At 34.5% G+C, this 25,026-nt stretch carries 22 protein-coding genes; 10 read left to right on the plus strand and 12 right to left on the minus strand.

What is annotated here, in order from left to right:
• Window positions 1-19: 19 nt before the first annotated feature.
• From J7574_RS19350 to J7574_RS19360, 3 genes are all read right to left on the minus strand, one after another.
• The gene (locus tag J7574_RS19350) at window positions 20-1,303 is read right to left on the minus strand and encodes a TolC family protein (RefSeq protein ID WP_290972534.1); all 1,284 of its coding nucleotides are present in this window, start codon (window positions 1,301-1,303) and stop codon (window positions 20-22) included.
• A gap of 96 nt (window positions 1,304-1,399) precedes the next feature.
• A complete protein-coding gene (locus J7574_RS19355) occupies window positions 1,400-2,755 on the minus strand; it encodes a HAMP domain-containing sensor histidine kinase (protein ID WP_290972536.1) in 1,356 nt (451 codons plus the stop codon).
• A gap of 2 nt (window positions 2,756-2,757) precedes the next feature.
• Window positions 2,758-3,429, minus strand: coding sequence for a response regulator transcription factor (locus J7574_RS19360; protein WP_290972538.1), 672 nt, complete (start codon window positions 3,427-3,429; stop codon window positions 2,758-2,760).
• A gap of 171 nt (window positions 3,430-3,600) precedes the next feature.
• Here J7574_RS19360 and J7574_RS19365 point away from each other — a divergent pair, with 171 nt between their 5' ends.
• From J7574_RS19365 to J7574_RS19380, 4 genes are all read left to right on the plus strand, one after another.
• Complete coding sequence (locus J7574_RS19365) at window positions 3,601-3,906, plus strand: hypothetical protein (protein WP_290972540.1); 306 nt, start codon at window positions 3,601-3,603, stop codon at window positions 3,904-3,906.
• Window positions 3,907-4,576: 670 nt separating this feature from the next.
• The gene (locus J7574_RS19370) at window positions 4,577-4,813 is read left to right on the plus strand and encodes a hypothetical protein (RefSeq protein ID WP_290972542.1); all 237 of its coding nucleotides are present in this window, start codon (window positions 4,577-4,579) and stop codon (window positions 4,811-4,813) included.
• 284 nt (window positions 4,814-5,097) lie between these two features.
• Entirely contained in the window at window positions 5,098-6,195 is a 1,098-nt protein-coding gene (gene tcmP / locus J7574_RS19375; RefSeq protein ID WP_290972544.1) for a three-Cys-motif partner protein TcmP, read from the plus strand.
• The gene (locus tag J7574_RS19380; RefSeq protein ID WP_290972546.1) at window positions 6,192-6,932 is read left to right on the plus strand and encodes a DUF5131 family protein; all 741 of its coding nucleotides are present in this window, start codon (window positions 6,192-6,194) and stop codon (window positions 6,930-6,932) included. The genes tcmP and J7574_RS19380 overlap by 4 nt, the downstream gene beginning before the upstream one ends.
• 207 nt (window positions 6,933-7,139) lie before the next feature.
• Here J7574_RS19380 and J7574_RS19385 read toward each other — a convergent pair whose 3' ends face one another.
• From J7574_RS19385 to J7574_RS19395, 3 genes are all read right to left on the minus strand, one after another.
• Window positions 7,140-8,225, minus strand: a complete 1,086-nt coding sequence (locus J7574_RS19385; RefSeq protein ID WP_290972547.1) for an efflux RND transporter periplasmic adaptor subunit — start codon at window positions 8,223-8,225, stop codon at window positions 7,140-7,142.
• A 233-nt stretch (window positions 8,226-8,458) separates the two neighbouring features.
• A complete protein-coding gene (locus tag J7574_RS19390) occupies window positions 8,459-11,749 on the minus strand; it encodes an efflux RND transporter permease subunit (RefSeq protein ID WP_290972549.1) in 3,291 nt (1,096 codons plus the stop codon).
• A 12-nt stretch (window positions 11,750-11,761) separates the two neighbouring features.
• Complete coding sequence (locus tag J7574_RS19395) at window positions 11,762-13,147, minus strand: TolC family protein (protein ID WP_290972551.1); 1,386 nt, start codon at window positions 13,145-13,147, stop codon at window positions 11,762-11,764.
• 176 nt (window positions 13,148-13,323) lie between these two features.
• Between J7574_RS19395 and J7574_RS19400 the strand changes: the two genes are divergently transcribed.
• The 3 genes from J7574_RS19400 to J7574_RS19410 all read left to right on the plus strand — a co-directional run bounded on the left by J7574_RS19400 (window position 13,324) and on the right by J7574_RS19410 (window position 15,669).
• Complete coding sequence (locus J7574_RS19400; protein WP_290972553.1) at window positions 13,324-14,361, plus strand: sensor histidine kinase; 1,038 nt, start codon at window positions 13,324-13,326, stop codon at window positions 14,359-14,361.
• Window positions 14,358-15,062 (plus strand): LytTR family DNA-binding domain-containing protein, encoded by a 705-nt coding sequence (locus J7574_RS19405; RefSeq protein WP_290972555.1) that lies wholly within the window; start codon window positions 14,358-14,360, stop codon window positions 15,060-15,062. Before J7574_RS19400 ends, J7574_RS19405 begins: the two co-directional genes overlap by 4 nt.
• A gap of 133 nt (window positions 15,063-15,195) precedes the next feature.
• Window positions 15,196-15,669 (plus strand): hypothetical protein, encoded by a 474-nt coding sequence (locus J7574_RS19410; protein ID WP_290972557.1) that lies wholly within the window; start codon window positions 15,196-15,198, stop codon window positions 15,667-15,669.
• 260 nt (window positions 15,670-15,929) lie between these two features.
• On the opposite strand, the gene J7574_RS19415 is transcribed toward J7574_RS19410, so the two are convergent.
• The 6 genes from J7574_RS19415 to J7574_RS19440 all read right to left on the minus strand — a co-directional run bounded on the left by J7574_RS19415 (window position 15,930) and on the right by J7574_RS19440 (window position 21,421).
• A complete protein-coding gene (locus J7574_RS19415) occupies window positions 15,930-16,694 on the minus strand; it encodes an SDR family oxidoreductase (protein WP_290972558.1) in 765 nt (254 codons plus the stop codon).
• Window positions 16,695-16,834: 140 nt separating this feature from the next.
• The gene (locus J7574_RS19420; protein ID WP_290972561.1) at window positions 16,835-17,563 is read right to left on the minus strand and encodes an SDR family oxidoreductase; all 729 of its coding nucleotides are present in this window, start codon (window positions 17,561-17,563) and stop codon (window positions 16,835-16,837) included.
• Window positions 17,564-17,798: 235 nt separating this feature from the next.
• Entirely contained in the window at window positions 17,799-18,722 is a 924-nt protein-coding gene (locus tag J7574_RS19425) for an AraC family transcriptional regulator (RefSeq protein ID WP_290972563.1), read from the minus strand.
• Between the two features lie 291 nt (window positions 18,723-19,013).
• Window positions 19,014-19,574 carry a 2'-5' RNA ligase family protein gene (locus J7574_RS19430; protein WP_290972565.1) on the minus strand — a complete coding sequence of 187 codons (561 nt, stop codon included), beginning with the start codon at window positions 19,572-19,574 and terminating at the stop codon, window positions 19,014-19,016.
• A 24-nt stretch (window positions 19,575-19,598) separates the two neighbouring features.
• Complete coding sequence (locus tag J7574_RS19435; protein ID WP_290972568.1) at window positions 19,599-19,913, minus strand: hypothetical protein; 315 nt, start codon at window positions 19,911-19,913, stop codon at window positions 19,599-19,601.
• A 569-nt stretch (window positions 19,914-20,482) separates the two neighbouring features.
• Window positions 20,483-21,421 carry an alpha/beta hydrolase gene (locus tag J7574_RS19440; RefSeq protein ID WP_290972571.1) on the minus strand — a complete coding sequence of 313 codons (939 nt, stop codon included), beginning with the start codon at window positions 21,419-21,421 and terminating at the stop codon, window positions 20,483-20,485.
• A gap of 406 nt (window positions 21,422-21,827) precedes the next feature.
• Between J7574_RS19440 and J7574_RS19445 the strand changes: the two genes are divergently transcribed.
• From J7574_RS19445 to J7574_RS19455, 3 genes are all read left to right on the plus strand, one after another.
• Window positions 21,828-23,294: an MFS transporter gene (locus J7574_RS19445; RefSeq protein ID WP_290972574.1), complete on the plus strand. Its 1,467-nt coding sequence runs from the start codon at window positions 21,828-21,830 to the stop codon at window positions 23,292-23,294.
• Between the two features lie 98 nt (window positions 23,295-23,392).
• Entirely contained in the window at window positions 23,393-24,232 is an 840-nt protein-coding gene (gene kduI / locus J7574_RS19450; RefSeq protein ID WP_290972577.1) for a 5-dehydro-4-deoxy-D-glucuronate isomerase, read from the plus strand.
• 1 nt (window position 24,233) lies between these two features.
• The gene (locus tag J7574_RS19455) at window positions 24,234-25,025 is read left to right on the plus strand and encodes a gluconate 5-dehydrogenase (RefSeq protein ID WP_290972580.1); all 792 of its coding nucleotides are present in this window, start codon (window positions 24,234-24,236) and stop codon (window positions 25,023-25,025) included.
• Window position 25,026 lies beyond the last annotated feature (1 nt).

Consider the following 25,026-nt stretch of genomic DNA (forward strand, 5'->3'; position numbering starts at 1 on the left):
ATTTTGAGTAGGTGATGTGTTAATTGATTTCCTGTCCTGTGATGTAGCGCAGTTCTTCCAAGTTTTTATTCAAGTCTTTTTTAGAATTTAGCAATATCGATTTGTTGTCTAAATACGCATCGACAAAATCCAGATATTCTAACAGGCTGGTATTTCTTTGCATGAAATTTTTACGATAGCTTTCCAGAAGTTTATCCAAATCGCTTTCAAAACTGGCATCGGCGCTTTCGTATAATTTTTTAGTAGTGATGTAATCCTGATACGCATTTAAAACTTCAGATTGTACGCTTAAAGTTTTTTCTTCTGTTAAGAGTTTACCTTGGTCAATCGCAATTTTAGCAGCTTTTACATTTCCTTGGTTTCGATTGAAAAAAGGAAGATCAAGCGAGAATCCAACTCCAACAAAATCATTCATTAAACTCGCTCCACGGTCGTAACTAATGCCAAGTGTAACGTCTGGTGTACGCATGGCTCTTTCGTATTTGTATTTATTGTCGTTGTATTCGTTTCCAAGTTTCAGGACTTTCATATCGGGACGATTCTCAATTGCCGATTCCATAAGATTAGCCAGATTGATGTCTTCGATATTTTTATTTGCTGGAACAAAACCTTCATCGGTCAATTTGATAAAACTTGTGGCAGGAAGATTCATTAAAACTTTCAGTTCTTTTTGTAAAGCGTTATTCTCTTTTTGCAGATCGTTGATTTCTTTTAAAAACTGAAGTTCAGAAGCTTTTAATCGAACATATTCGCCTTTGCCGACATTTCCTTGTGAAACCTGATTTTTGTAGGCTTTCAATAAAGTCTGCATTGAAGAAAGCTGTTTCTGGTAAACCGCTTCTTGCGCTTGATTGTATTGCAAATCGGTAAGGTTTTCCCTGAATTCGATTTTTAAATTGCGTAGAAAAGTTTTGAAGTATTCTTTAGCGATTTCGGCACTTACCTTTTCCATCGCAATCAGCTTTTTACGCTTTCCTGCGGTTTGAATCAATTGCTCTAATTCGGCAGTAACCTGAGAAGTTGTACCAAAATTTCCCCATAAAGGAGGCAATTGCTGAGCCGTTGCATTATTCCAAAGGTTGATCTCTCCAATAGTCAATGTTGGATTCGGCCATAATTTTGCCTGAATCACCTGTGCATCGGCAATGTCGATATTCAGTTTTTCGGAAATTATAGAAATATTTTTTTCCAGAAATAAAGCCTCGGCCTGATTTCTAGAAAGAGTAATTGTATCTGTAATGGCAATTTGCGCCACACTTTTAAGCGATACAATTAAAAACAAGGTTATAAATAAACGTTTCAAATTAAGTAGATTTAATAAAGTGCAAAGCTATTTGCGGGATATTAAACCGTAATTTGATGTCTGTTAGAAACGAGTAAGAGTTGGATTAGAAAACGATTAGAGTTTCGGAAAAACCAGTGTTACGGTGGTTCCAACGCCTTTTTTGGACGTAATGGTAAACTCAATATTATTTTGTTTGAAGATCACATTGGCCAAAGTCAAACCGATGCCACTTCCTTTTATATCACTCACATTCTTACCTCTGTAAAAGGTTTGTTTGATAAATTGAAGATCGTCTTCGCTAATGCCTTTTCCCTGATCTTCAACGACAATTTTTAATTGCTCATTTTGTTCTAATAAACTGATTTTTATCGGATTTCCATCTGAATATTTAACGGCATTTTCGATGATATTGAATAAAGCGATTTTGATTTCGTTTGAATTTCCTTGTATCGAAAGCAGTTTGTCGTTGCCAACTTCTAAGGCAATTTGAATCTGACCTTTTAAATGATAACTCGCAGACAATTGATCGTTGATGTCCCAAACCAATTCGTCGACTCTGAAAATTTCGTTGAGTTCCATATTCTCGCGAAGACCCGAAAGCATCATCAAAGTATTCATCGTGTCTTCAATTTGATAGACGTTTTCTAACACTTTCTGAGACATTTCTTTGTATTCGGCACTAGTTCTGTCTTTTTGGGCAAAGACTTCGAGATTTCCAGAAATAGCCGTCAAAGGCGTTTTAAACTCATGCGAAACATAATTGATGAAGTTTTTCTGAATGATAAAAGTATCCGAAAGACGTTTCAGCAGATTGTTGTACGTTTCAATTAATTCCTGAACATCGTCTTTGGTATTAGGAGAAACAATTTGTTTGTCTAGTGACGAAGCCTGAATCTCATTTACCTGATTGATAATATTTTTAATCGGACTGTAAGCCAAATTAGAAAGCACTCGGCTAACCAAATAAATACTGACCAATCCCGAAATTAAAACCAAAATCATGATGATTAATAATCGATCGGTCATGGTCTTGAAATCGGTGTCATTTTTTTTAACGAAAACCACAAAATCTCCCTGATTGTCATGGTAATAACTACCGAAATAAAAATGATGTTTGGACTTGAAACTTAGTTTTCTGTTTTTTCTAATGTAATCTAGTTTTGAAGCATTGATATTGTTATCTGAAGTTTTATCGCCGTATACAATTTGGTTTTCTTTATTGTAAACGCGTGTTACGATTTCAAGTGAATTTTCTCGGAATTGCTGTCCAATAATTAAATGCTGATTTTCTGGAAGTTCGTCTTTTTCTAAATAGAAAATACCCGTCAACAAACAGGTTTTCTGCAATTCGTTATACACGATTTTTTCCGAATAGCTGTAGAAAGAAAAATACGTGATCAGCGAAGCAATGACAAACACGACGCTGAATGTCAAAGAAGAAATTAAAGTAAAGCGATTACGGATTTTCATAATTATTCTTTTAGCATGTAACCGATTCCTTTTATGGTGTGAATGAACTTATGATTGCGTTCGATTTTGTTTCTTAAATACGAAATATACACATCGACAACATTGGTGTTATTGTCGTAATTAATTCCCCAAACCGCAGTTAGAATCTGAGTTCGTGACATCACTTTATTTCGGTTTTCTAATAAATACAAAAGCAGTTTGTATTCTCTTGGCGAAAGATCGATCAGTTCGTTATTTTCGGTGACTTTATGTTCGTCTGGATTGATGGTTAAAGTTCCGCAGGTGTATAAAGTTTCGGGTTCGTTGTAATTGAATTTCGTTCTTCGCGTAAGCGCATTGACTCTCGAAATGAGTTCTTTAAAATGAAAAGGCTTTACGAGATAATCATCGGCGCCAGAATCTAGTGCAGTAACTTTATCATCGGTATTACTCAAAGCGCTTAGCATTAAAATTGGAGTATGAATCTTTTTAAAACGCATTAATTTCGTCAGCTGAATTCCGTCAATTCCCGGAAGCATAATATCCATAAGGATAATATCCCAAGTGTTTTCCTGAACAAGGTCGCGTGCCATTTCGCCCGTTTCGGCAAGATGCACGGTAAAGTTGTTTTCTTCTAAACCTTTTATAATAAATTCGCTAATGCGTTTATCATCTTCAATGAGTAAAACATTCATAAATGGTAAAGTATTATTGATTTTTGATTAAAATGGGGTGTTTTTAATCACAAGACGCTTTTGAAAGAGTAACAAAAATAGCATTTATTTTTGAACCATATAAGTTCAGGTAAGTAATTGAAGGTTTTTCTTATGTCTTTTGAATTATTGCAGATTAAATAATTCGATCCTATGGATCTTTTTTTCGGGATTCTTAGACCCGGGATTAAAATCCCAGATTACAAAATAAACCGAGCCAATGGCTCCTTAAAAATTCCGTTAGGAATGAAAAATATTGTAGCAACGGATTTTAATCCGTTGAAGGAAATGATTCGATTTATGGATTTTTTTTTCGGGATTCTTAGACCCGGGATTAAAATCCCAGATTACAAAATAAACCGAGCCAATGGCTCTTTAAAAATTCCGTTAGGAATGAAAAAAAATAATGTAGCAACGGATTTTAATCCGTTGAAGGATATGATCGATGTCAAGAATTAGTTCCATAGGAACGATACATATCACCAAAAGATTCAACAATTAAAAATTCCAGAGGAATGAAATATTTATAGATCCACAAAACGCGCCCCACCAAAAGCTCCAGCGGAGCGACACATTGTAGACACTATTTCACCCCGCTGGGGCTCTTTTGGAATGGGATGTTTTTTTCTATAAATATTTCGTCCCTCTGGGACTTAATTTAATTAAGATTAATGAAATAAACCTTACGTTGAAAATGACGAAATGTTTAATATACTTTGCGTTCCTCTGGTTGAAACCAGAGGCTATGTTTTAAAATAAAAACGTAAAAACTGAGATTTACACACCTAGTTTGTCATCCCGACGAAGGAGGGATCTCCCTAAGAAACTCTACAAAGATTGGCGACATTCTGTACGGAGCTACTTACGAAGATCCTTCCTTCGTCAGGATGACAAGATTGTCTATGAAATGACAAAAATGTAATAAATGCTCACCAAAATATAGTTTTAGTATATTTGTTAAAGAACATAAAGTATTTGTAGCAAAAAGACTATAAATTAAAGATTTTTCCTATATTTGAAGCTCTTAAATCTTCACATTTAAAATAAAGTAAAATTTGCCTTTATGATTTGGTATTAGCTTTCTTAGCAAGATATCTGATCAAAAATAGGCTTTAAATTCTCTAAAAAAATGGAAGATAAAAACACCCTTTCCAAAGAAGTCGAAACAAGGCTAATTGATTTTTTTAACCATATTATCGATCCAGAAGATATGGCTAAAATCTTAAGACAAGTAAACTGCATTTTAGCGCTCGGCGTAATGCGACAGCACGAAACCCTCCAAATTGGACTAACAAATTTTGAAGACAATTATTATTGGGTCAATGAATTGGCGGAGATTTTGAATCCTTATTTGAGTGAGGAGTAAGGTTTATAAAATGGAAAAACCTCGATTTTTAAAGTTGGGGTTTTGTCATTTTTGAAATAGGTTATAAAGCCTCATTATAACTTTATTAATTTAGTGATTGCGGAAAACCGTAATTAGACTTAGACTAAATAGTTAATTTTGTTAAAAATAATGCTCATTTGTATATTAATATCTATTTCAATTTTATATTATTGTAGTAATTTTACTATTTTTCAAACAACCAAAAAAGAATAGAATTAATTGTGATATAGCTTATAATAGAATGGAAAATCAAATAACTTTTTATGGCAAAAAATCATTTTAGAAAACCTTTTGATGATGGAACAAAAGCAAAACTAGAAATTTTTAGAAATTATTTAGTTGAATGGTTACCAGTCTTTATTTCTTCATATGAAACTACTCATTGGGAGAATATTTTTATATATGATTTTTTTTCTGGGGAGGGAAAAGATGTAAATGGTACAATAGGTAGCCCATTAATAATTTTAGATGTTTTAAATGAATATGAAGAATTAATCTCTAAAACTAAGGTAAAAATCAACATAATATATAATGAAAAAGATGAAAAAACATTTTCAATCTTGTCAAAACATATAGATGATTTTGGATACAATAAAGATAAGATCTTTGTTCATCTATATAACAAACCATTTCAGGACTTATTTCTTGAACTGTATCCCAAGATGATTATTCATAATAATCTACCTAAATTAATGATTTTAGATCAGTTTGGAATTAAAGAAATTACAAATGATATTTTTAAAAAATTAATAAGTTTCAAAAGAACTGATTTTATTTTTTTTATATCGTCTTCATTTGTCAGAAGATTTAATGAACTTCCGGAGTTTAAATCTTATTTGACTATCACAAAAGAAAATTTTGAAGATTCAAAACCATTTCATTCGCATAAAGTTGTTTTTGAATATTATAAATCTTTAGTTGACACAAATTATATGTTAGCACCATTTTCCATAAAAAAAGGTATAAATATATATGGACTTATTTTTGGATCAAACCATACTTTAGGATTGGAAAAATTTTTAAAAGTAGGTTGGAAAATTAATCCACACACTGGTGATGCAAACTATAATATTGATGAAGAAAAAATTATTGATGGACAATTGTCAGTCTTTGAAGAAGAGAATACGATAAAAAAGTTAGGACTTTTAGAATTGATGTTAAGAGATTTGATATTAAACACTAAAGAAACTTCATTGTATAGAATTTACTTAAGGACATTAGATTTTGGTTGTTTGCCTAAGCACTGTAATGAAGTTTTAAAAAAACTTGAAAAGGAGAATAAAATAACAAGCGTTAAAACTAAGACTGAAAAAATACATAACTTAGCAACTATAAATGATATCAAAATAAATTTAAAGTGAAATATTCTAAAATAGAATGGACTGATGCCACTTGGAACCCTTCAACAGGATGTAATAAAATTACATCAGGTTGTAAAAACTGTTATGCTGAAGTTATGGCAAAAAGACTTCAAGCAATGGGAGCTCCTGGATACGAAAATGGGTTTGAGTTTACTTTAATGCCAGATCGATTAGAGCTTCCAAAAAAAACAAAGAAGCCTACAAAGTTCTTTGTGAATTCAATGAGTGATTTATTTCATGAAAAAATGCCTTACGATTTCCTAGATAAAGTTTTTGAAACAATAGAAGTTACTCCAAAACATCAATATCAAATACTAACGAAAAGAGAGTATATTCTAGAGGATTATTTCAAAACAAGAAAAGTACCTAAAAATGTTTGGTTAGGAGTAACAGTTGAAAATGCAAAGTGCAAAAATAGAATAGATATTCTAAGAAATATTGATGCTGAAATTAGATTTTTATCTATTGAACCTTTGATTGGAAGTGTAGGTAAATTAAATTTAAAAAATATTCATTGGGTTATTGTTGGTGGTGAAAGTGGACATAAAGCTAGGCCAATGAAACCTGAATGGGCAATTGATATTCAAAGACAATGTGATGAACAGGGGGTAGCTTTCTTTTTTAAACAATGGGGTACATGGGGAGAAGATGGAGTTAAAAGAAGCAAAAAGGCAAATGGAAGAATTTTGCTTGGTAAAGAATGGAATGAAGAGCCAGAAGTAGAGCTAGCTTTATAATTCAAAACATTCAATTTTAATTAAAAAAGGACAGCTCCCCACAAATCAGAGGGAACTGTCCTAAGGCAAATTTTAGATTTGCACTCCGAAGAATGCGTACAGTAATTGGTAATCTACTAAAAAGAAGACTAAACGCAGGTTATTAATGCCGATATAGTATGAAAACAGTCTAATTTTTATTAGACTGTATTGAATACATAATCGGTATTATTCGTTTATGACATCGCCTTCTTTAGTTTCTTCGCTGGCAATTTTTACCAGTTTATCTTGTGGGTTTAAGTCACCGAAAATTTCGATTTTATCTTCGATTTCTCTTCCTTTTTTAATGTCAACTCTTGTTGCTTTGTGGTTTACTACTTTTACCACATACAAACCTTCCGCAGAATTCACCACCGCCGATTTCGGAACTACATAGGTGCTGTCTTTCGCGTTAAGCGGTAAAATAACTTCGGCAACCATTCCTGGCAATAAATTTCCTTTGGTGTTGTGCACGTCCATTTCGACTCTTTCAGAACGTAGTTTCAAATCTAAAGCGCCAGACATTCTGGTAATTTTAGCGGTGAAAGTATCAGGTAACGATTTTACATTAAAACTCATTTCGTCTCCTTCATGCAAATATCCGGTGTACAATTCTGGAACAGAAACCGCCAAACGTAATTTAGATTGTTCCTGAATCGTTAATAAAGGCAAATCTGAACCTTTTCCTGCAGGGCCAACAAATGTTCCTAAATTGACATTTCTAGCGGCAACAACACCATCAAAAGGAGCACGGATTTCTAAATATCCTCTTATTATCGCTACTTCTTTATGGGCCGCAATTGCAGCTTGTAATTGAGCGTAATCAGAATTCTTTTTTCCGCTTGCCATTTCTAAATCGTTTTTAGAAATCGTTCCTTCTACTTTGCTGGTTTCGTACAAACGATTGTAGGTACTTTTACTGGTTGCGTAAATCGCTTCCATAGATTTCAATCTAGATTCGGCAGCAGCCAATTGAGAACTGATTTCTGGTGCTTCTAAAACAATTAAAAGCTGTCCTTTTTTTACTTTAGTTCCAATATCAACTTTTAAAGTTTTTACGAAACTGCTCACTTTTGCATACAAATCAACTTGTTGGAAACCTGTTAATTCAGCTGGCAAGCGTAATTCTGTCGTTAGTTTTTCTTTCGATAAAAGGAAAGTTTCAACCTTAGGTTCGATTTCTGCTTTCGCAGTTTCTTCTTTTTTCTTTTCGCAGCTGCTTAATACAACTAGTGCTGTAAATAATAATGCGATTGATTTTATATTATTTTTCATTTTTTGGTTTTATATAATGAATATGTTTTAAGCTTTTGGATTAATTATTTTAACACATAGAATCATAGCTCTTCTTTACGAATAAAGGCGTTTCACTTGTTTCAATTCATCCCGATAGCTATCGGGACTATGTGTGAAAACTAGTTTTTTCTTTTACCTTTTTTTTTAATACTAAAATCTATGTTTCTATGTGTTAAAAAAATAATTACACTCAACGAGTTATGACTTTCGACTTACGACTTTCCAACTTTCGACTTATTGATCGATGAGATATAATGGATGCTTTCTTCGTCTTCAGGATCTAAAGAAACCGATTGTGTCGTTGTTTTTTCTTGTGCCCATGCAAATATTTGCGGCAAGATTAAGAGTACGGCAAAAGTAGAAAATAATAGTCCACCGATAACCGCTCTTCCTAACGGAGAAACCTGATCGCCTCCTTCGCCGTGTCCGATTGCCATTGGCAACATACCCATAATCATCGCAACCGAAGTCATGATAATTGGACGAAGACGTAACGCCGCGGCCTCACGAGCCGATTCTAAGGCATTACCGTTTATCTTACGCAACTGTTCGGCATTGGTCACCAAAAGTACGGCGTTGGCAATAGAAACCCCAACCGACATGATGATTCCCATATACGATTGCAAGTTTAGCGTTGAACCTGTAAGCGTTAGCATTAATAAAGATCCTAAAACTACGGCTGGAACCGTTGTTAAGATGACCAGCGAAACTTTAAAAGATTGGAAATTAGCAGCCAACATTAAGAAGATTACAAATACGGCAACCAATAACCCCGTTTGTAAACTGCTTAATGTTTCTGTCAATACAGTACTTAGTCCAATTGGCGTTATGAACAAACCACGTGGCAGTTCGCCAAGAGAGCTAATCGTTTTGCTTACATCTTTAGTAGCCGTCCCCAAATCGGTTTTATAGATGTTTGCTGTAACGGTAATGTATGGCATGGCCCCTAAGTTATCGTTTTCACCGCTTACAAAGCCTGGTGTAATTTTGGCAACGTCACTTAAAACAGGACGAAGTGAATTTTTCAGTACAGGAATTTCTCCAATATCGGTTTTACTTTTCATTTTGTTTAAAGGCACTTGTACCTGAACAGAATACGATAATCCTGCTTTTTCATCGACCCAGTTATTTTTTTCTGTATAACGAGAAGATGAGGTAGAAGCAACCAGTGAACGAGAAATATCATTCATATCAACTCCTAATTCGGCAGCACGCGTTCTGTCAATATCAATATTCATTGCTGGATAATGAATTGGCTGACCAATTTGTACGTCTCTGAAATACGAAATCGCTTTTAGTTTGTCAACAATTTGAGTCGCATACAATTCGTTTTTCTTTTTGTCTTTTCCGGCAATTCGAATCTCGATTGGAGTAGGAGAACCTTGGCTCAACACTTTATCGGTTAATTCGATTGGCTCGAAAGAAAGCTTAGTATCTGGAAGCACTTTTTTAAGTCTTGCTCTAAATTCATCTTTAAAGTCATCCATGTCTGCTTCATAGTCTTTTAAGCTCACTTGGAAAACCGCTTCGTGAGAACCTGCCATGAACAAGTAAATTGGGTTGATCGAGAATAGAGAAGGGTGTTGGCCGACATAAACAGAAGAAATTCCGATATGCTCTTTTCCAACCATTTTTTCCAATTCTTTCAAAACAATTCTTGCTTGTTCTTCTGTTCTTTCCAAACGTGTTCCGTCAACGGCGCGCATTCTCAATTGAAACTGACTTGAATTGGTTCTCGGGAAAACATCTTTTCCGATAAAACTAATAAACAAAACAGCTAGAATTATCGAACCTGTTAGATAAATAACAGTTGTTGCTTTTTTATGAACAAACAAACGATCTAAAAGTCGCATGAAACGATTTCTGAATCTTTCGAAACCACTTACTTTTCCATCATTATTGAAATCTTCTCTTTCAACAAGATCCTTTTTCTGACCAATTAAATTTTGTTCCGATTCAGGCGTTAATCCGCAAGCATTAAATTCTGCTTCGTCGTCAGTAATTTCAGGAGTATGTGCATGTTTGTCGTGTCCTTTCATCATCCAGTTGGCCATTACAGGAACAAAAGTTTGAGATAATAAGAACGAAATCACCATTGAGAAACCAATTGCTAAAGCCAATGGCAAGAACAATGCTCCGGGAATACCAACCATTGTAAATGCTGGCGCAAATACAGCTAGAATACAAAGTAAGATCAATAATTTAGGTAAAGCAATTTCTTTACAGGCATCCCAAATAGCGAGTGCTTTTGGTTTTCCCATGTCGAGATGCTGGTGAATATTTTCGATGGTTACAGTACTTTCGTCCACCAAAATACCAATCGCAAGAGCCAGTCCTGATAATGACATTAAGTTGATCGTTTGTCCGAATAATTTCAGGAATAAAACCCCAGAAATAATCGAAATCGGAATCGTCATAATTACTATCAATGCTGCACGGCGGTCACCTAAGAATAACAATACCATCAATCCAGTTAAAACCGCACCAATGATACCTTCTGTAATCAAACTTTTTACCGAGTTGATTACATAAACTGACTGGTCAAATTCATAAGATAATTTTACATCTTCAGGAAGTGTACTCTGAATTTTAGGCAATTCTGATTTTAATTTCTGAACCACATCCCAAGTCGAAGCGTCTCCTGCTTTTGCAATACTAATGTAAACCGAACGTTTTCCGTTTACTAAAGCATAACCTGCAGTAATATCGGCACCGTCTTTTACAGAAGCAACATCGCCCAGTTTTAGGTTTTGAACACCGCCTTTGAATAACGGAATCTGTTCAAAATCTTTAACTTCTTTAATAGTGTTGTTCGTTGGTGTAATAAAGTTTTTATCGCCCATTCTAACGTTTCCTGAAGGAGCCGTTTGATTGTTTAAACGAATGGCTTCTACAATCTGATCTGGTGTCATATTGTGCGAACGCAATAAGTCTGGATCTACGTTAACCTCTATCGTTCTTGGGCTTCCCCCAAAAGGAGCGGGAGATAATAAACCTGGAATAGAAGTAAAGGAAGCACGAACATAAACGTTGGCTAAATCCTGTAATTCGTTGTTAGATCTTATTTTACTGCTCAAAACCAATTGTCCGATTGGGAGTGAAGAAGCGTCAAAACGAATGATAAACGGCGGTTGTGTTCCTGGAGGGAAAACCGCTTGGATTCTGTTTGAAAGCGCACTTAACTCGGCAGCTGCCTGAGCCATGTTGGTTCCTTCATAGTAGGTTAATTTCATAATCATTAACCCTTGAATATTTTTAGTTTCTACCGATTTGATACCGTTCGAGAAAGGCAAAACGTTAACGTAGTTTTTGGCAAAATAAGCTTCCATTTGGTCTGGCGTATAACCTCCAAATGGGTGTGCGATATAGATAACCGGCAAATTCATTTTTGGTAAAATATCTACCTTAATGTCTTTGATGGCACCAATTCCGAAGAAAAATAGACCCGCAACCAGTACTAAAATGGAAATGGGTTTGCGGAGTGCAAAACGTATTAAATTCATTACGATTTAGAATTAAAATTCATTTATAAATAAGTCAAAATTTCCTGTTGCAGCAACTTTCAATAAGTACGACTGCCACACGTTGTTGTTGACAATATCTCGATCGATTTCAGCACGATTTAAGGTATAAATAGTCTGGGTTAAATCGGTTAAATCGGTTAAACCATTTTTGTATAATGCCGATTTTTGAGTGTAAGCTCTTTGCGCGGCATCAACTTGAATAGGTGCTTCGGCATAGTTTTCCAAAGTGATTTTGATTTTATCTTCGGCGAAAGCCAATTGAGACTTTAATTCGCGATCAGCTTGATTGTATTCTTCTTGCAAAGCTTGAGAAACAAATTTCTGAGCGCTTACCTGTTTGCTAGATCTAAAAGGTGTAGTCAAATTCCAAGTAATTCCAACTCCAACTAAGTAATTGGTGCGATCTGGATTTACGCCGTCCCAATAATTTCTGCTAAAGTTCGATTGATCAACAGAATAACCCGCTTCAAAACCCGAAGCTCTAGTCTGTAAAACCCCAAAGGCACTCATCGTTGGATAATAAAATCTCTTATACAATTTAACCTGCTGATTGCTGTAATCGATTTTCGTTTTATAGAATTGCAATAAAGGGTGAAGACTGTCTCCCACAATTTCTTTCGTTACTAATTCTTTTGGAATTTGCGTTACAAATAAAGTGTCGGTAACAAAATCTTGCGGAGCAACTCCCATTAAATCGACTAATTTGTTGTTTTGTTCCTTAACGAAGTTTCGCGCCAAGTTTAAAGCCATTTTAGCTTTAGAAACTTCAGCAGTTGCCAAGGTAGAATCAACTCCGGCCAATAAACCGTTTTTAACTCTTGCTACCGCTGTTTTCTTGAAAATCTCTGCACGTGAAAGATTCTTTTCTTGCGAAATGAGTAATCGCTGACTTGCCAATAGATTTAGATAAGCGGCAGAAATTTTAATTTCCTGTTGAAATTTTTCCTGCTCTAAATCTTTTTCTTTAGCCTGAACATCAATTTTAGATAAATTGATTTTTTCCTGTGTTTTTCCAAAAGTGAAAAAATCCCAGTTCATGTTGACTAAATAAAGTGCGCCAAAAGCTGAATTCCAATTCTGTTCTGGAAGAGGAAGACCAGATGAAGCAACTCCTAAACCTCCAAATCCGTAAAGCGGTCCGTTTTGTCCGTTTACGGTTCCGTAATCCTGCTGAGCCGATAAATTTAAGTTGGGCAGATAATCGCGGCGAGATTGTTTTAGAGTTTCTTTTGATGCATTGGCATAATTGTTTTTTGCTCGGATAGAACCGTAGTTTTCAAGACCTATCTTTAGAGCTTCTTTTAAAGATAGGGTTTGAGCATAACCGATTGAGGCAAAAATCAATAAAAATAAAAAGGTAATTTTTTTGAAATACATAAACTCAAGGTGTGATATAAAAATGTTTTTTGATGCGACAAATTTATTTCTCTTATGCTGATAAAAGTCAGGTTAAGTGATGTACTGCACTAGTAAATGACGAATTGAATTGGTCATTTTTTGAAAAAAATAATTAAATATTTGTTCGTACTTTGTAAACTATTTCACAATTAAGAATGAACAAAAGAATTGATAACATATTGGATAACAAATGGTGGCAGGAGGTTGCCGTTATCCTTTTCTCTTTTACAATTTATACCCTAAAAAACGATTGGATGTTGATTAGCTCATTCACTTCTATCTTAATGGGTATATTTTTCTATTGCATTTTGTACATGCATGCGCAGTTTAACCGCTTTTTTTTACTTCCCATTTTATTCAAAGGCAATAAACCGGTTACTTATATAATTCTTACGCTTTTTGGTGTTTTTGTCTTTTCTGTCGTTTTGTACGAGATTACCATGATGGACTTGTTTAGTAAATGCCTTTTGTACCAAAATTCACATCAAAGAAGTTATTTATACCAATTGGCAAGTGTTTTAGGAACTTTGGTCTGCATTCTCAGTCCGATTATTGTTTTTAAGTTTTATCGTATTCACAGAAAGCAAACCGATGCGGCTTTATTGTTCAATCAAATGCAATTAAATTCATTAAAAGGACAATTAAATCCGCATTTTTTGTTTAATACATTTAATACGCTTTACGGAATCAGCCTTCAGTTTCCAGACCGAACACCCGATTTGATTATGAAGGTTTCGCAATTGATGCGTTACCAATTAGAAAGCAACAGCAAACAATGTGTTTCTTTAGAAGACGAATTGGAGTTTATAAACAGTTATGTGCAGCTAGAAAAAGAGCGTGTGGGGTACCGATGCGAGATTGAGTTTGAAAGCAAAGTGGATGTCGAGTACACGTATAAAATTTCTCCGATGCTGTTAATTGCATTTATCGAAAATGCTTTTAAACATGGAACCTGCGCTATCGAAAATTGCTTTGTAAAAATCACTATTACCGTCGAAAATGGATTGCTGCATCTTCATGTTGCCAATTCTATTCCGAAGAAAAATGATGTGATTTCGACTAAAATAGGTTTAAAAAATACTATTGAACGTCTGAATTTAATTTATGGAAAAGATTATAAATTAGACGTTCAAGACGACAAACAAGTTTATATTGTTGATTTAGAAATACAACTTAAAAAGTTTGTAGGATGAGAGAAACAAAGAAATGCATTATTGTAGATGATGAACCCGCTGCGCATTATGTTTTGGCCAATTATATCAAACAGAATCCGCAGTTAGAATTGGTTTTTCAGGGCTATAATGGCATTGAAGCAATGAATTATCTTAGAGAAAATCCAGTCGATTTAATGTTTCTCGATATCAATATGCCTGAGATTTCGGGAATGGAATTGCTTAAAATCCTGCCGACGCATCCTAAAACAATTCTAACAACAGCTTATTCTGAATTTGCCTTAGAAAGCTACGATTATGGCGTAATTGATTATCTTTTAAAACCAATTTATTTTCCAAGGTTTCTAAAAGCAATCGACCGTTTTTTTGCCACTGAAAGCGTTAAACAAAAAACAGAAGAAACAATAAATTCTGTTAGCGTAAAAGTTGACGGTTATTTGATGGATATTGAGCTAGATCAGCTTTTGTTTGCCCAAAGTTTTGGAAACTATGTAAAGCTTCACACCACCAAAAGAACCTATTTGGCTTCTATAACAACAACAGAATTCGAAAAATGCCTGCCTGAAAAGAGTTTTATGCGTATTCATAAGTCGTATATCGTTGCGTTGGACAAAATTGATTCGACAGAAAAAGATTTTGTGGTCATTAAAAAGGAGCGAATCCCAATCGGAATTACCTATAAAAGAGAATTGACAGATCGACTAAAAAAGCTCGAATTGTAAATTCCATCTTAATTGAAGCTTAATTCTCAAAGAGTCTAATTTTTTTTACAAAATCATTTTCTCTTGCTGTTATTGTAATAAAAAAAGTATTAATTTTAATACGTTGTTTAAGTTTAATTAAAAAAATGAAACTATGAAAAACGTGCTTTTGTCTTTTACTTTTTTATGCAGTAGTTTTTTAATGGCACAAGAAGGAACCAATATGAAAAAAGTTGTCACTCCGCCAGAAGAGGTTAGACTAGCTTTTGAAAAAGAATATCCAGGAAAGGTGCCTGTTTGGTCTGAAGAATATGTTGGTGATGATGCAGATGAAATTAGATTTGAAGCGCGATATAATGTAAACGATACCACAAAAGCAGTTGCGATTTACGATAATCTGGGAAACATGAAAGCTTTTGAACTGCAGATTGCGTTTAGAGATCTTCCGGTTAAAGCTCAGTCTTATTTGAAAAAAAATTACAAAGCGAAAGCAATTCGAGAAATCGCAAAAGTAGTTGATGATAAAAACAAAACAACTTATGAAGTTGGTGTAACCAAAGACACTAAGTTTTATGACGTTGTATTTGATAAAGACGGAGGTTTTGATGTCTCCATAGAAAAGAATTAAAAGTTTACTAATTCAAATATTATTTGAAATGACAAACCCGATGAGTTTTTAAAGCTCATCGGGTTTTGTTTTTTATTTTTTTTGTTTCAGGTTTCAGGTTTCAAGTTTGAAGTTTGAAGTTCAAACCTGACAGGTTTTTAAAACCTGTCAGGTTTCAAAGTCCAAAAAGCTTTATGTAAAAAACTTTGCGAACCTTGCGTAAACCTTAGCGTTCTTTGCGGTTAAACTTGAAACCTGAAACTTGAAACGTGAAACCTCTTTTACAACATCATCCCACCAGAAGCTTCAATTCTTTGTGCGTTTATCCAGCGAGCATCTTCTGTACATAAGAAAGCTACAACGCCGCCAATATCATCAGGAAGACCAACTCTGCCTAGAGCCGTAACAGAAGCAATTTGCTGATTCATTTGTTCGTTGTCGCGAACTACACCGCCGCCAAAGTCAGTTTCTATGGCACCTGGAGCAACTATATTCGCTCTAATTTTTCTTGCGCCTAATTCTTTTGCTTGGTATTTTGTCAAAGTTTCCATTGCGCCTTTCATAGAAGCGTAAGCCGCATAACCTGGGAAAGAGAATCTAGCCAAACCAGTAGAAATATTTACAATTCCGCCGCCGTCGTTCATTACATTAAGCCCTTTTTGAGTTAAGAAAAACGGACCTTTGAATTGAATATTGGTCAATTGATCAAATTCGGCTTCGGTTGTTCCAATGAAAGAATTATGAATTCCGATTCCAGCGTTGTTTACTAAAAAGTCGAATCTGTCTGTTTTAAAAGTGTCTCTCAAAACTGTTTTTACTTGCTCAAAGAAAGCATCAAAAGTTCCTGAATCTGCCACATTTAATTGTAATGCTGCTGCTTTTTGACCCAAACCTTCAATTTCTGAAACCACAGCGTCAGCTTCTTCTTTTTTACTGTTGTAAGTGATAATTACATCTAATCCCTTTTTTGCAATTGCAATTGCCATATTTTTTCCTAAACCTCTGCTACCGCCTGTAACTAGAGCTATTTTTGTGTTTACTGCCATCTTTTTTAATTGTTTAATTTGTGAAATGTTAGTTGTAAAATGTGAAATGTGGATGTGAAATTTTTGTCATGTTTTTTATGTTGTCAAGGTGAAATTCTTTTTTTTTTACATTTCACATCTCACATCTCACATCAATCATTTTACATAGTTGGATGCATGGCATTAAAATGATTTCTCAAATCTTCTGCGCTTGCGTTTAGTCTGGTTTCGCTTGTTCCGAAAGTTAGTTCTTGTTTTCCTTCTTTCAATTGTTCGAAAATAGCTTCTATAAAACTGCTTACGCTTGGATGCGCGTCGTGAAGTCCGATTCCGCCTAAATCGGTGTTTAAGGCTGGAGGAATAATTTCGATTACTTCAATATTTTTTTCTTTTAATAAATGACGAAGCGAAAGTGTAAACGAACGGAAAAACGCTTTTGTAGCCGAATAAACGGGAACTTTTGCAAAAGGAGAAAATGCCAATCCAGAAGTGGTGTTCATTACCGTTTTAAGTGATGGTAATTGAATAAATAATGAAGTTAAATGCAAAGGAGCTTCGATATTGGTGGTAAGCTCATTTTTCATGTTTTCATAAAAATTAGCATCCGTTATTGTCATCCAATTTTGAATTCCGGCGTTGTTTACTAAAACATTTAAGTCAGGATGATTTACTTTTATCCATTCATAGAGAGCAATGCGTTCTGCTTCTACAGACAAATCGCATACTTTTGTAATAATCGAGGGAAATTTTGCTTTTACTTCTTCCAAAAGAGAAGCTCTTCTTCCGCAGATAATCACCGTATTATTTTCTTGAATGAATCGTTCCGCAAGTCCAAGTCCGATACCGCTTGCACCGCCAGTTATTAAGATTTTGTTGTTTGATAAATTCATTTTTTCGATCTTTTAATTTGATGAGACAAAGTTAGGAACGAAGCAGTGCTGGAGAATTGTAAATATCAAACCGATGTTTGCGAAATTCAAATCAAGTTGTAAAATTCCAATATTTAAATTCCAAATTCCAAAACTTTGTCAAAGTTTCGAACTTTGACAAAGTTCTGCTGAAACTTGAAACTTGAAACTTGAAACTTGAAACTTGAAACTTGAAACTTGAAACTTGAAACAAAAATTAACTCCTAAAAGCTAAAGGCGTATAAGTTGTTTGTTTTTTAAAGAAATTAGAGAAATGCGCCAGTTCTTCAAAACCAAGAGAGTAGGCAATTTCAGAAATATTCCAGTCTGTCTGCTTCAACAATATTTTGGCTTCGTTTGTTAAACGAGAACTAATTAATTCGGTGGTGGTTTTTCCGGTGTTTTCCTTTAAAACCTTATTTAAATGATTGACATGCACAGATAATCGTGCAGCAAAATCTTTTGCGGTTCGCAATTCTAATCGCTGATTTGGAGATTCTATGGGGAATTGCCTTTCTAACAATTCTGCAAATAAGGAAGAAACTCTCGCTGCCGAATTGTGCTTTGAATACAATGCCGTAATGGGCTGTAATTTTTGTCCGAAGTGAATTAGCTCTGCCACATAATTTCGAATCAAGTCGTATTTATAAATATAATCGGAGTTGATTTCTTTTTGTATTTTGTTGAAAATCAAAGAAACTTCTTCTACTTCTTCGTCGGAGAGTTGAAAAATAGGATAGCCGTCAGAAGCGAAAATAGGAAGTTCGTCTAGATCGATCCCGCTTTTGTTTTTAGATAAAAATTCGCTTGTAAAAACACAGAATTGCCCGCCTTGATTGGTGTCTTGAGGCAAATAGTTGTACGGAATTTTTGGCGTTGCAAATAATAATCCTTGCTTTTCGATTTCGATTACTTTATCGGCATATTCAGCTTTATTATGCCCTCTGATCAAACTTATTTTGTAATAAGCTCTTCTGTCATAAGGCATTCCAGGTTTTCCTTTCATACGCTCCAAAAGCTCTTTTATATCGAAAACATTAAAATGTCCGATTTCTTTCTGAATGTCATTTGGAAGCAAAGAATTCGGATCAACAGTAGATCCTTCTGTAATCTCTTTGTAAAACGAATCTAGGGATTTCATATTGCGGGTGAATTGTAAAATTCAAATATACGAAAAAATGAAGATTGGTTTTTGTTGATTTAAAGTTTAATGTTTCAAGTTTCAAGTTTCATGCTAGTTTAACCGCAAAGTTCGCTAAGAATTACGCAAAGCACGCAAAAGTTTTTATTGATGTGGATTGGCTCGCAAAGACGTGAAGTCGCTAAGTTTTTTATTCGCATTTTTTGTCATTTCTCATTCCGAAATGATAAAAAAATCTACTAAACCTTTGCGAACTTTGCGTTACGCTTGCGTCTTTGCGGTTAAAAAAAATCAAAACAAACTTCCCTGCACGAATTCAGGCTCTGGATTGTTTCCAAATGCAATTGAATCAATTACAAAAAACTGTTTTTTTATTGGATCAAATTCTCTTAGAATAATTTCATTGCATAGAAAATTAATATCTATAGTAGTGAAAAGTTGCGATGCGATTTTTAGATTTTCAGGAGTTAATCGTCGTCCGATTGACAGGTGAGGATCGTCACTTTTTTTGAGATTTAAAGATTTCAGGGTTTCGTGAATCTTTTTCATTATAGGTTTTAGATTGTTTTTAGATTCTTCGTTTGGAGCAATAAAAAAAGCTCCTACATTGTCATAAGAACCAAAATGATCTAAATATACTTGAGATGGTGTAAACGCATCGCAGATTTTAATAAGCTTTTGTTTAATGGAATCAAGTTGAGAATCGTCAATTTTGAATTCGCAAATTGTAATATGCGCTTCAGAATTACAGCTGTTGTACCAGTTGATTTTGCTTTTCAAAAAATCTTTCATTTTTTTGACCGTATCAACAACTGATTTCGAGTAGAATACTACAGAATACGTTTTCTCCATTTTTAAGGGCTTTGAAATACAAATTTAAAGTTTTCCCTTCAAATGCAATCGGTGCAGAATTTCAGATTTCAGCAAACCGCTTCCGCCTCCGAAATGCTCAATTACTTCCACGTCTGGCTGATGTTTTAGACAGAAAGAAGTAAATTCTTTTTCGACATGATCTTCGATGGCAGAACTCAAAAGAACAATATCGATTTTATTGTTTTGAAAGTATTCTTGTGCTTCTTTTTCGTTATTGAAAGCTACAGCATTCCAGTTTTCATCTGCGTTTACAAGACGAAGTAAAATAGCCAAAATAGCTTCGTTTTTTCCGAGTAATAAAAATTGTAGCGTTTTCATTTTTTGAGGTTCTAAGGTTCTGAGATTCTAAGATACTAAGTTCTGAGTTTTAATTGACATATTATCTAATTGCCACATTGTCTAATTCTCACATTCTCTAATTAGTTTCACTTGCAAAGGTACGCGCGGTTTGAGAAAAAGAAACTTAATCTAGGATAAGAAAGGAGTCTTTTTTTTCCTTTTTTTACTGAGGTTTTTGTTAATAATCTAGTATTTTCTTTTACAAAATTTCGTTAAAGTCAATTTCGACAATCTTGTGCGGTACAATTACTTAAGGTTTTTGGCTTCGCTTTAGGTTGTTAATTTTTTCATACAATGTGGAAAACCGTAAGGTTATCTCTTTTTAGGCTTTTAATTTTGGCCCGTTGAAACTGAAGAACAATGCTGTTTTTACCTTTTTTAGAATATCATTTTAAAGTTTTAACATGTTTTTGGAGAAACATTTTTTTTGAATTAAATTGACATATTCATTTGATCGTGGGTACTTGTATAAGAGTTTGCATTATACATTAATGTCTGTTTTTAGGGTTTTAAAAAGAAGTCGACGGACTGAATTTTAGAACCCTTTTTTAATTGTAACCGTTTGCTTTAAGCCATTCGGCACAATCTCTAGTCCAGAATTTGCTGGTATCGTTAACGCCTAATCCAAATCCGTGACCGCCTTTTTCGTAAATATGTAACTCTGCTGTAACTTTGTTTTTCTTTAAAGCTAAATAGTAATTGATACTGTTTTCTGGAAGAACAACAGTATCATCTGTAGCATGAACTAAGAAAGTGGGAGGAGTTTTTGACGTTACTTTTTTCTCATTCGAATACAGATCTATCAACTCTTTTGATGGATTTTCTCCAAGTAAATTGGTTTGCGAACCTTTATGTGTAATTTCATTTTCCATTGAAATCACAGGATATATCAATAGCGAAAAATCTGGGCGTGCACTCACTTTATAGGCAGATTCGTAAACATGATCGTCATAATGGGTTGACGCAGTCGAAGCCAAATGTCCTCCCGCAGAAAAACCTAAAATTCCAATCTTATCAGGATCTATACTCCATTTTGTCGCGTTATGCCTCACATAGCGAATAGCTTCTTGAGCATCTTGCAATGGTCCGATATTTTTATTTTTCATGGTTAAATCGCTAGGCATTCGATATTTTAATACAAAAGCGGCAATTCCTAAACTGTTAAACCATTCAGCGACTTTTGTTCCTTCTTTTTCAAAAGCCAAATGTGAGTAACCGCCTCCAGGACAAATAACTACTGCAGTCTGATTTGGTTTTGTCTCCTTTGGGATAAAAATACTTAATGTTGGAACCGAAACTTGGCTTGTACTCTGCATTTTACCCTCTTTTAAAATTTCTTTTTCTTGATAATTGGGTGCTTTTATTTCGTCTGGAATTTTATTCCAAAGCGGAATCACCTGATTCTGTGCGCTAACACTAAATACTCCAGAAAAAAGAAGAAAACTAAAGGCAATTCTTTGTAACGATATTTTTTTTGTTGTTTTCAATTTTGTTTTAATTAATTGTTTTACAGTTGTTTAGTTTTTATAAGGAAGAATTTCGAATGCTGGTCTTATAAGCTAATAATAAATAGAAACAGCTTTGTGGAACATAGGTCTCAGGACAATTTTACTCCAAAAAAGGATAAATTTCACCTATTAGCTTTTAACAAATATATTGTTTAATGTGTAATTTTGTATTCCTTTTTTTATGCATTATGCTTATTTTAGGAGGTAAAATATTTTTTTATATAATATTATTTGGATTGTACGGATTAAAAACTATATTTGTGCAATCGATTACATTGAGTTTCTTTAGAGGTGTTAATTTATTGATTATGCTATTTTTAGAAAGCAGTAAATATAGTCTTTTAAGGGAGTGCCAAAAATTACAAAACTATAATACCCACTTACTATGAATCAAACCGAAACTGTTGCAGTAAACCAGAACATAAAAACTACAGGAAAATACCGTTGGAGTATTTGCGCATTGCTGTTTTTTGCAACGACGATTAATTATCTAGACCGACAAGTACTTTCTCTAACTTGGAGTGATTTTATTGCGCCAGAATTTCATTGGACCAATAACGATTACGGAAATATTACGGCTTTATTTTCTATTTTTTATGCAGTTTCTTTATTGTTTGCAGGAAGGTTTGTGGATTGGATGGATACAAAAAAAGGATTCCTTTGGGCAATCGGAATCTGGTCTGTGGGAGCTTGTCTTCATGCATTCTGCGGTATTGCAACTTCAGGAATTATTACAGGAGAATGGTTTGTGAGTTTTCATGGTTCGAAAGAAATAATCAGTACAATAAGCGATACAGCATTGGTTATCAATGTTAGTGTGGCTTTATTTATTTTTGCTCGTTTTGTTTTGGCGGTTGGAGAAGCAGGAAATTTTCCAGCGGCAATTAAAACAACAGCAGAGTACTTTCCTAAAAAAGATAGAGCCTTTGCAACAAGTATTTTCAACGCAGGTGCAACGGTTGGAGCTTTAGCGGCGCCAATTACAATTCCGTTTATTGCAAAATCTTTTGGATGGGAAATGTCATTTATTATCATAGGAGCCTTAGGATTTGTTTGGATGGGATTCTGGATGTTTATGTATGATAAACCAGAAAAACATTCGAAAGTCTCACCAGAAGAATTAGCTTATATTCAGCAAGATGATATTGAAGATATTAAAATAGGCTTTAAGCCTGAAGCTAAAGGAAAAGTATCTTTGGCAGATTGCTTTAAATACAAACAGACTTGGGCGTTTGCCTTTGGCAAATTTATGACCGATGGGGTTTGGTGGTTTTTCTTATTCTGGACACCAGCTTATTTAAGTTCTGTTTACGGAATGGATTCTACAGAAGCAGCTTTGCCATTATTTGTGCTTTATTTAATTACATTATTGTCTATTATCGGAGGATGGCTTCCAACATATTTTGTGGAGAAAAAAGGCATGAACCCGTATGAAGGAAGAATGAGAGCGATGCTAATTTTTGCTTTTTTTCCTTTATTGGCATTAATAGCGCAGCCATTAGGTTACATTAGTTACTGGGTTCCTGTAATCATTATCGGAATTGCGGGTGCAGCGCACCAATCTTGGTCGGCAAACATATTTACAACGGTGGGAGATATGTTTCCTAAAAAGGCAATTGCAACCATTACAGGAATTGGAGGTTTAGCAGGCGGATTAGGTTCAACCCTAATTAATAAAGGATCTGGAGTTCTGTTTGATTACGCTAAAGAGTCAGAAATGGTATTTATGAGGTTTAAAGGAATTGAGGCTGGATATTTTATCATATTTTCTATCTGTGCAGTTTGTTACTTGACAGGCTGGATTGTAATGAAAACACTAGTTCCTAAATATGCTCCAATAACAGATCTTTAAAGAAAAGTTAGTTCAATTGAAATAATTTTTCCATTTCAATTATGCTATTTAAATATAAAAATATAATTTTGTGCAATCGATTACATTAATTTAAAATTATGACAAAATATAGTTCAAGATACGCGTCAAGCCCAGAAGCCGTAAAAAAATATGATACGCAGCAATTGAGAGAAGAATTCTTAATTGATGATCTAATGCAGGAAGATGAAGTGGTATTGGTTTATTCTCATTACGACAGGTACATTGCAGGTTCTGCAGTTCCTGTAAAAGGTGATTTGGCTTTAGAAACTATAGATCCGCTAAAAGCGCCTTATTTTTTAGAGCGTAGAGAGTTAGGGATTATCAATGTTGGAGGAAGTGGTTCTGTTGTGGTTGAAGGAACAGCTTATGCGTTAGGTTTTAAAGATGCTTTGTATATCGGAGCTGGAAATAAAGAAGTAATCTTCAAAAGTGACGACAGCAGCAATCCTGCTAAATTTTATTTGAACTCGGCACCAGCTCATACAACTTACCCAACTAAAAAAGTAAGTTTAGCTGAAGCTAATAAATTGCAATTAGGGACAATGGAAACGGCAAACCACCGTACAGTAAACCAAATGATTATTGGAAGCGTGGTTACTACTTGCCAATTGCAAATGGGAATGACAGAATTGAAACCTGGAAGTGTTTGGAATACAATGCCAGCCCACGTTCACGATCGTAGAATGGAAGTTTATTTCTATTTGGATATTCCAGAAAACCAAGCAGTTTGCCACTTTATGGGACAACCGCAAGAAACAAGACATATCTGGATGAACAATCATCAGGCTGTAATTTCTCCGCCTTGGTCTATTCACTCTGGTTCAGGAACTAGCAATTATACTTTTATCTGGGGAATGGCTGGTGAAAACTTAGATTACGGAGATATGGATGTTTGTAAAATCACTGATTTGAGATAAGATGGCAAATTTATTTGATATACAAGGAAAAGTTGCCCTTATCACAGGAAGTACACACGGTTTGGGAATGGCAATGGCAAAAGGATTAGGTCAGGCGGGTGCAACGATTGTGGTAAACGGAAATTCTTCTCAAGAAAAAATTGACAATGCTGTTAATGAATTAAAAGCGGAAGGAATCAATGCTGTTGGATATAAATTTAATGTAACGGAAGAACAAGAAGTAAAAACAGCTGTTCAGAAAATTGAGAGCGAAGTTGGACCAATTGATATCCTAATCAATAATGCTGGAATTATCAAAAGAATTCCGCTTCTGGATATGGAAGTTTCAGATTTCAGAGAAGTGGTTGATATTGACTTAGTAAGTCCGTTTATCGTTTCTAAACACGTTGCAAAAGGAATGATTGCAAGGAGACAAGGTAAAATCATCAATATCTGTTCGATGATGAGTGAGTTGGGTAGAAATACCGTTTCTGCTTATGCCGCTGCAAAAGGAGGTTTAAAAATGCTGACTAAAAACATGGCGACAGAATGGGCAAAGTACAATGTTCAGATTAACGGAATCGGTCCTGGATATTTTGCTACAGAACAAACAAAACCAATCCGCGTAGACGGACATCCATTTAATGATTTTATTATTAGCAGAACGCCAGCGGCAAAATGGGGAGATCCAGGTGATTTAGCTGGAGCAGCAATATTTTTATCATCAAAAGCAAGTGATTTTGTAAACGGTCACATTTTATACGTTGACGGAGGAATTCTTGCCACAATAGGAAAACCTTCAAACGAAGAATAAT

This window comes from Flavobacterium sp. (assembly GCF_017744675.1).
GTDB lineage: Bacteria > Bacteroidota > Bacteroidia > Flavobacteriales > Flavobacteriaceae > Flavobacterium.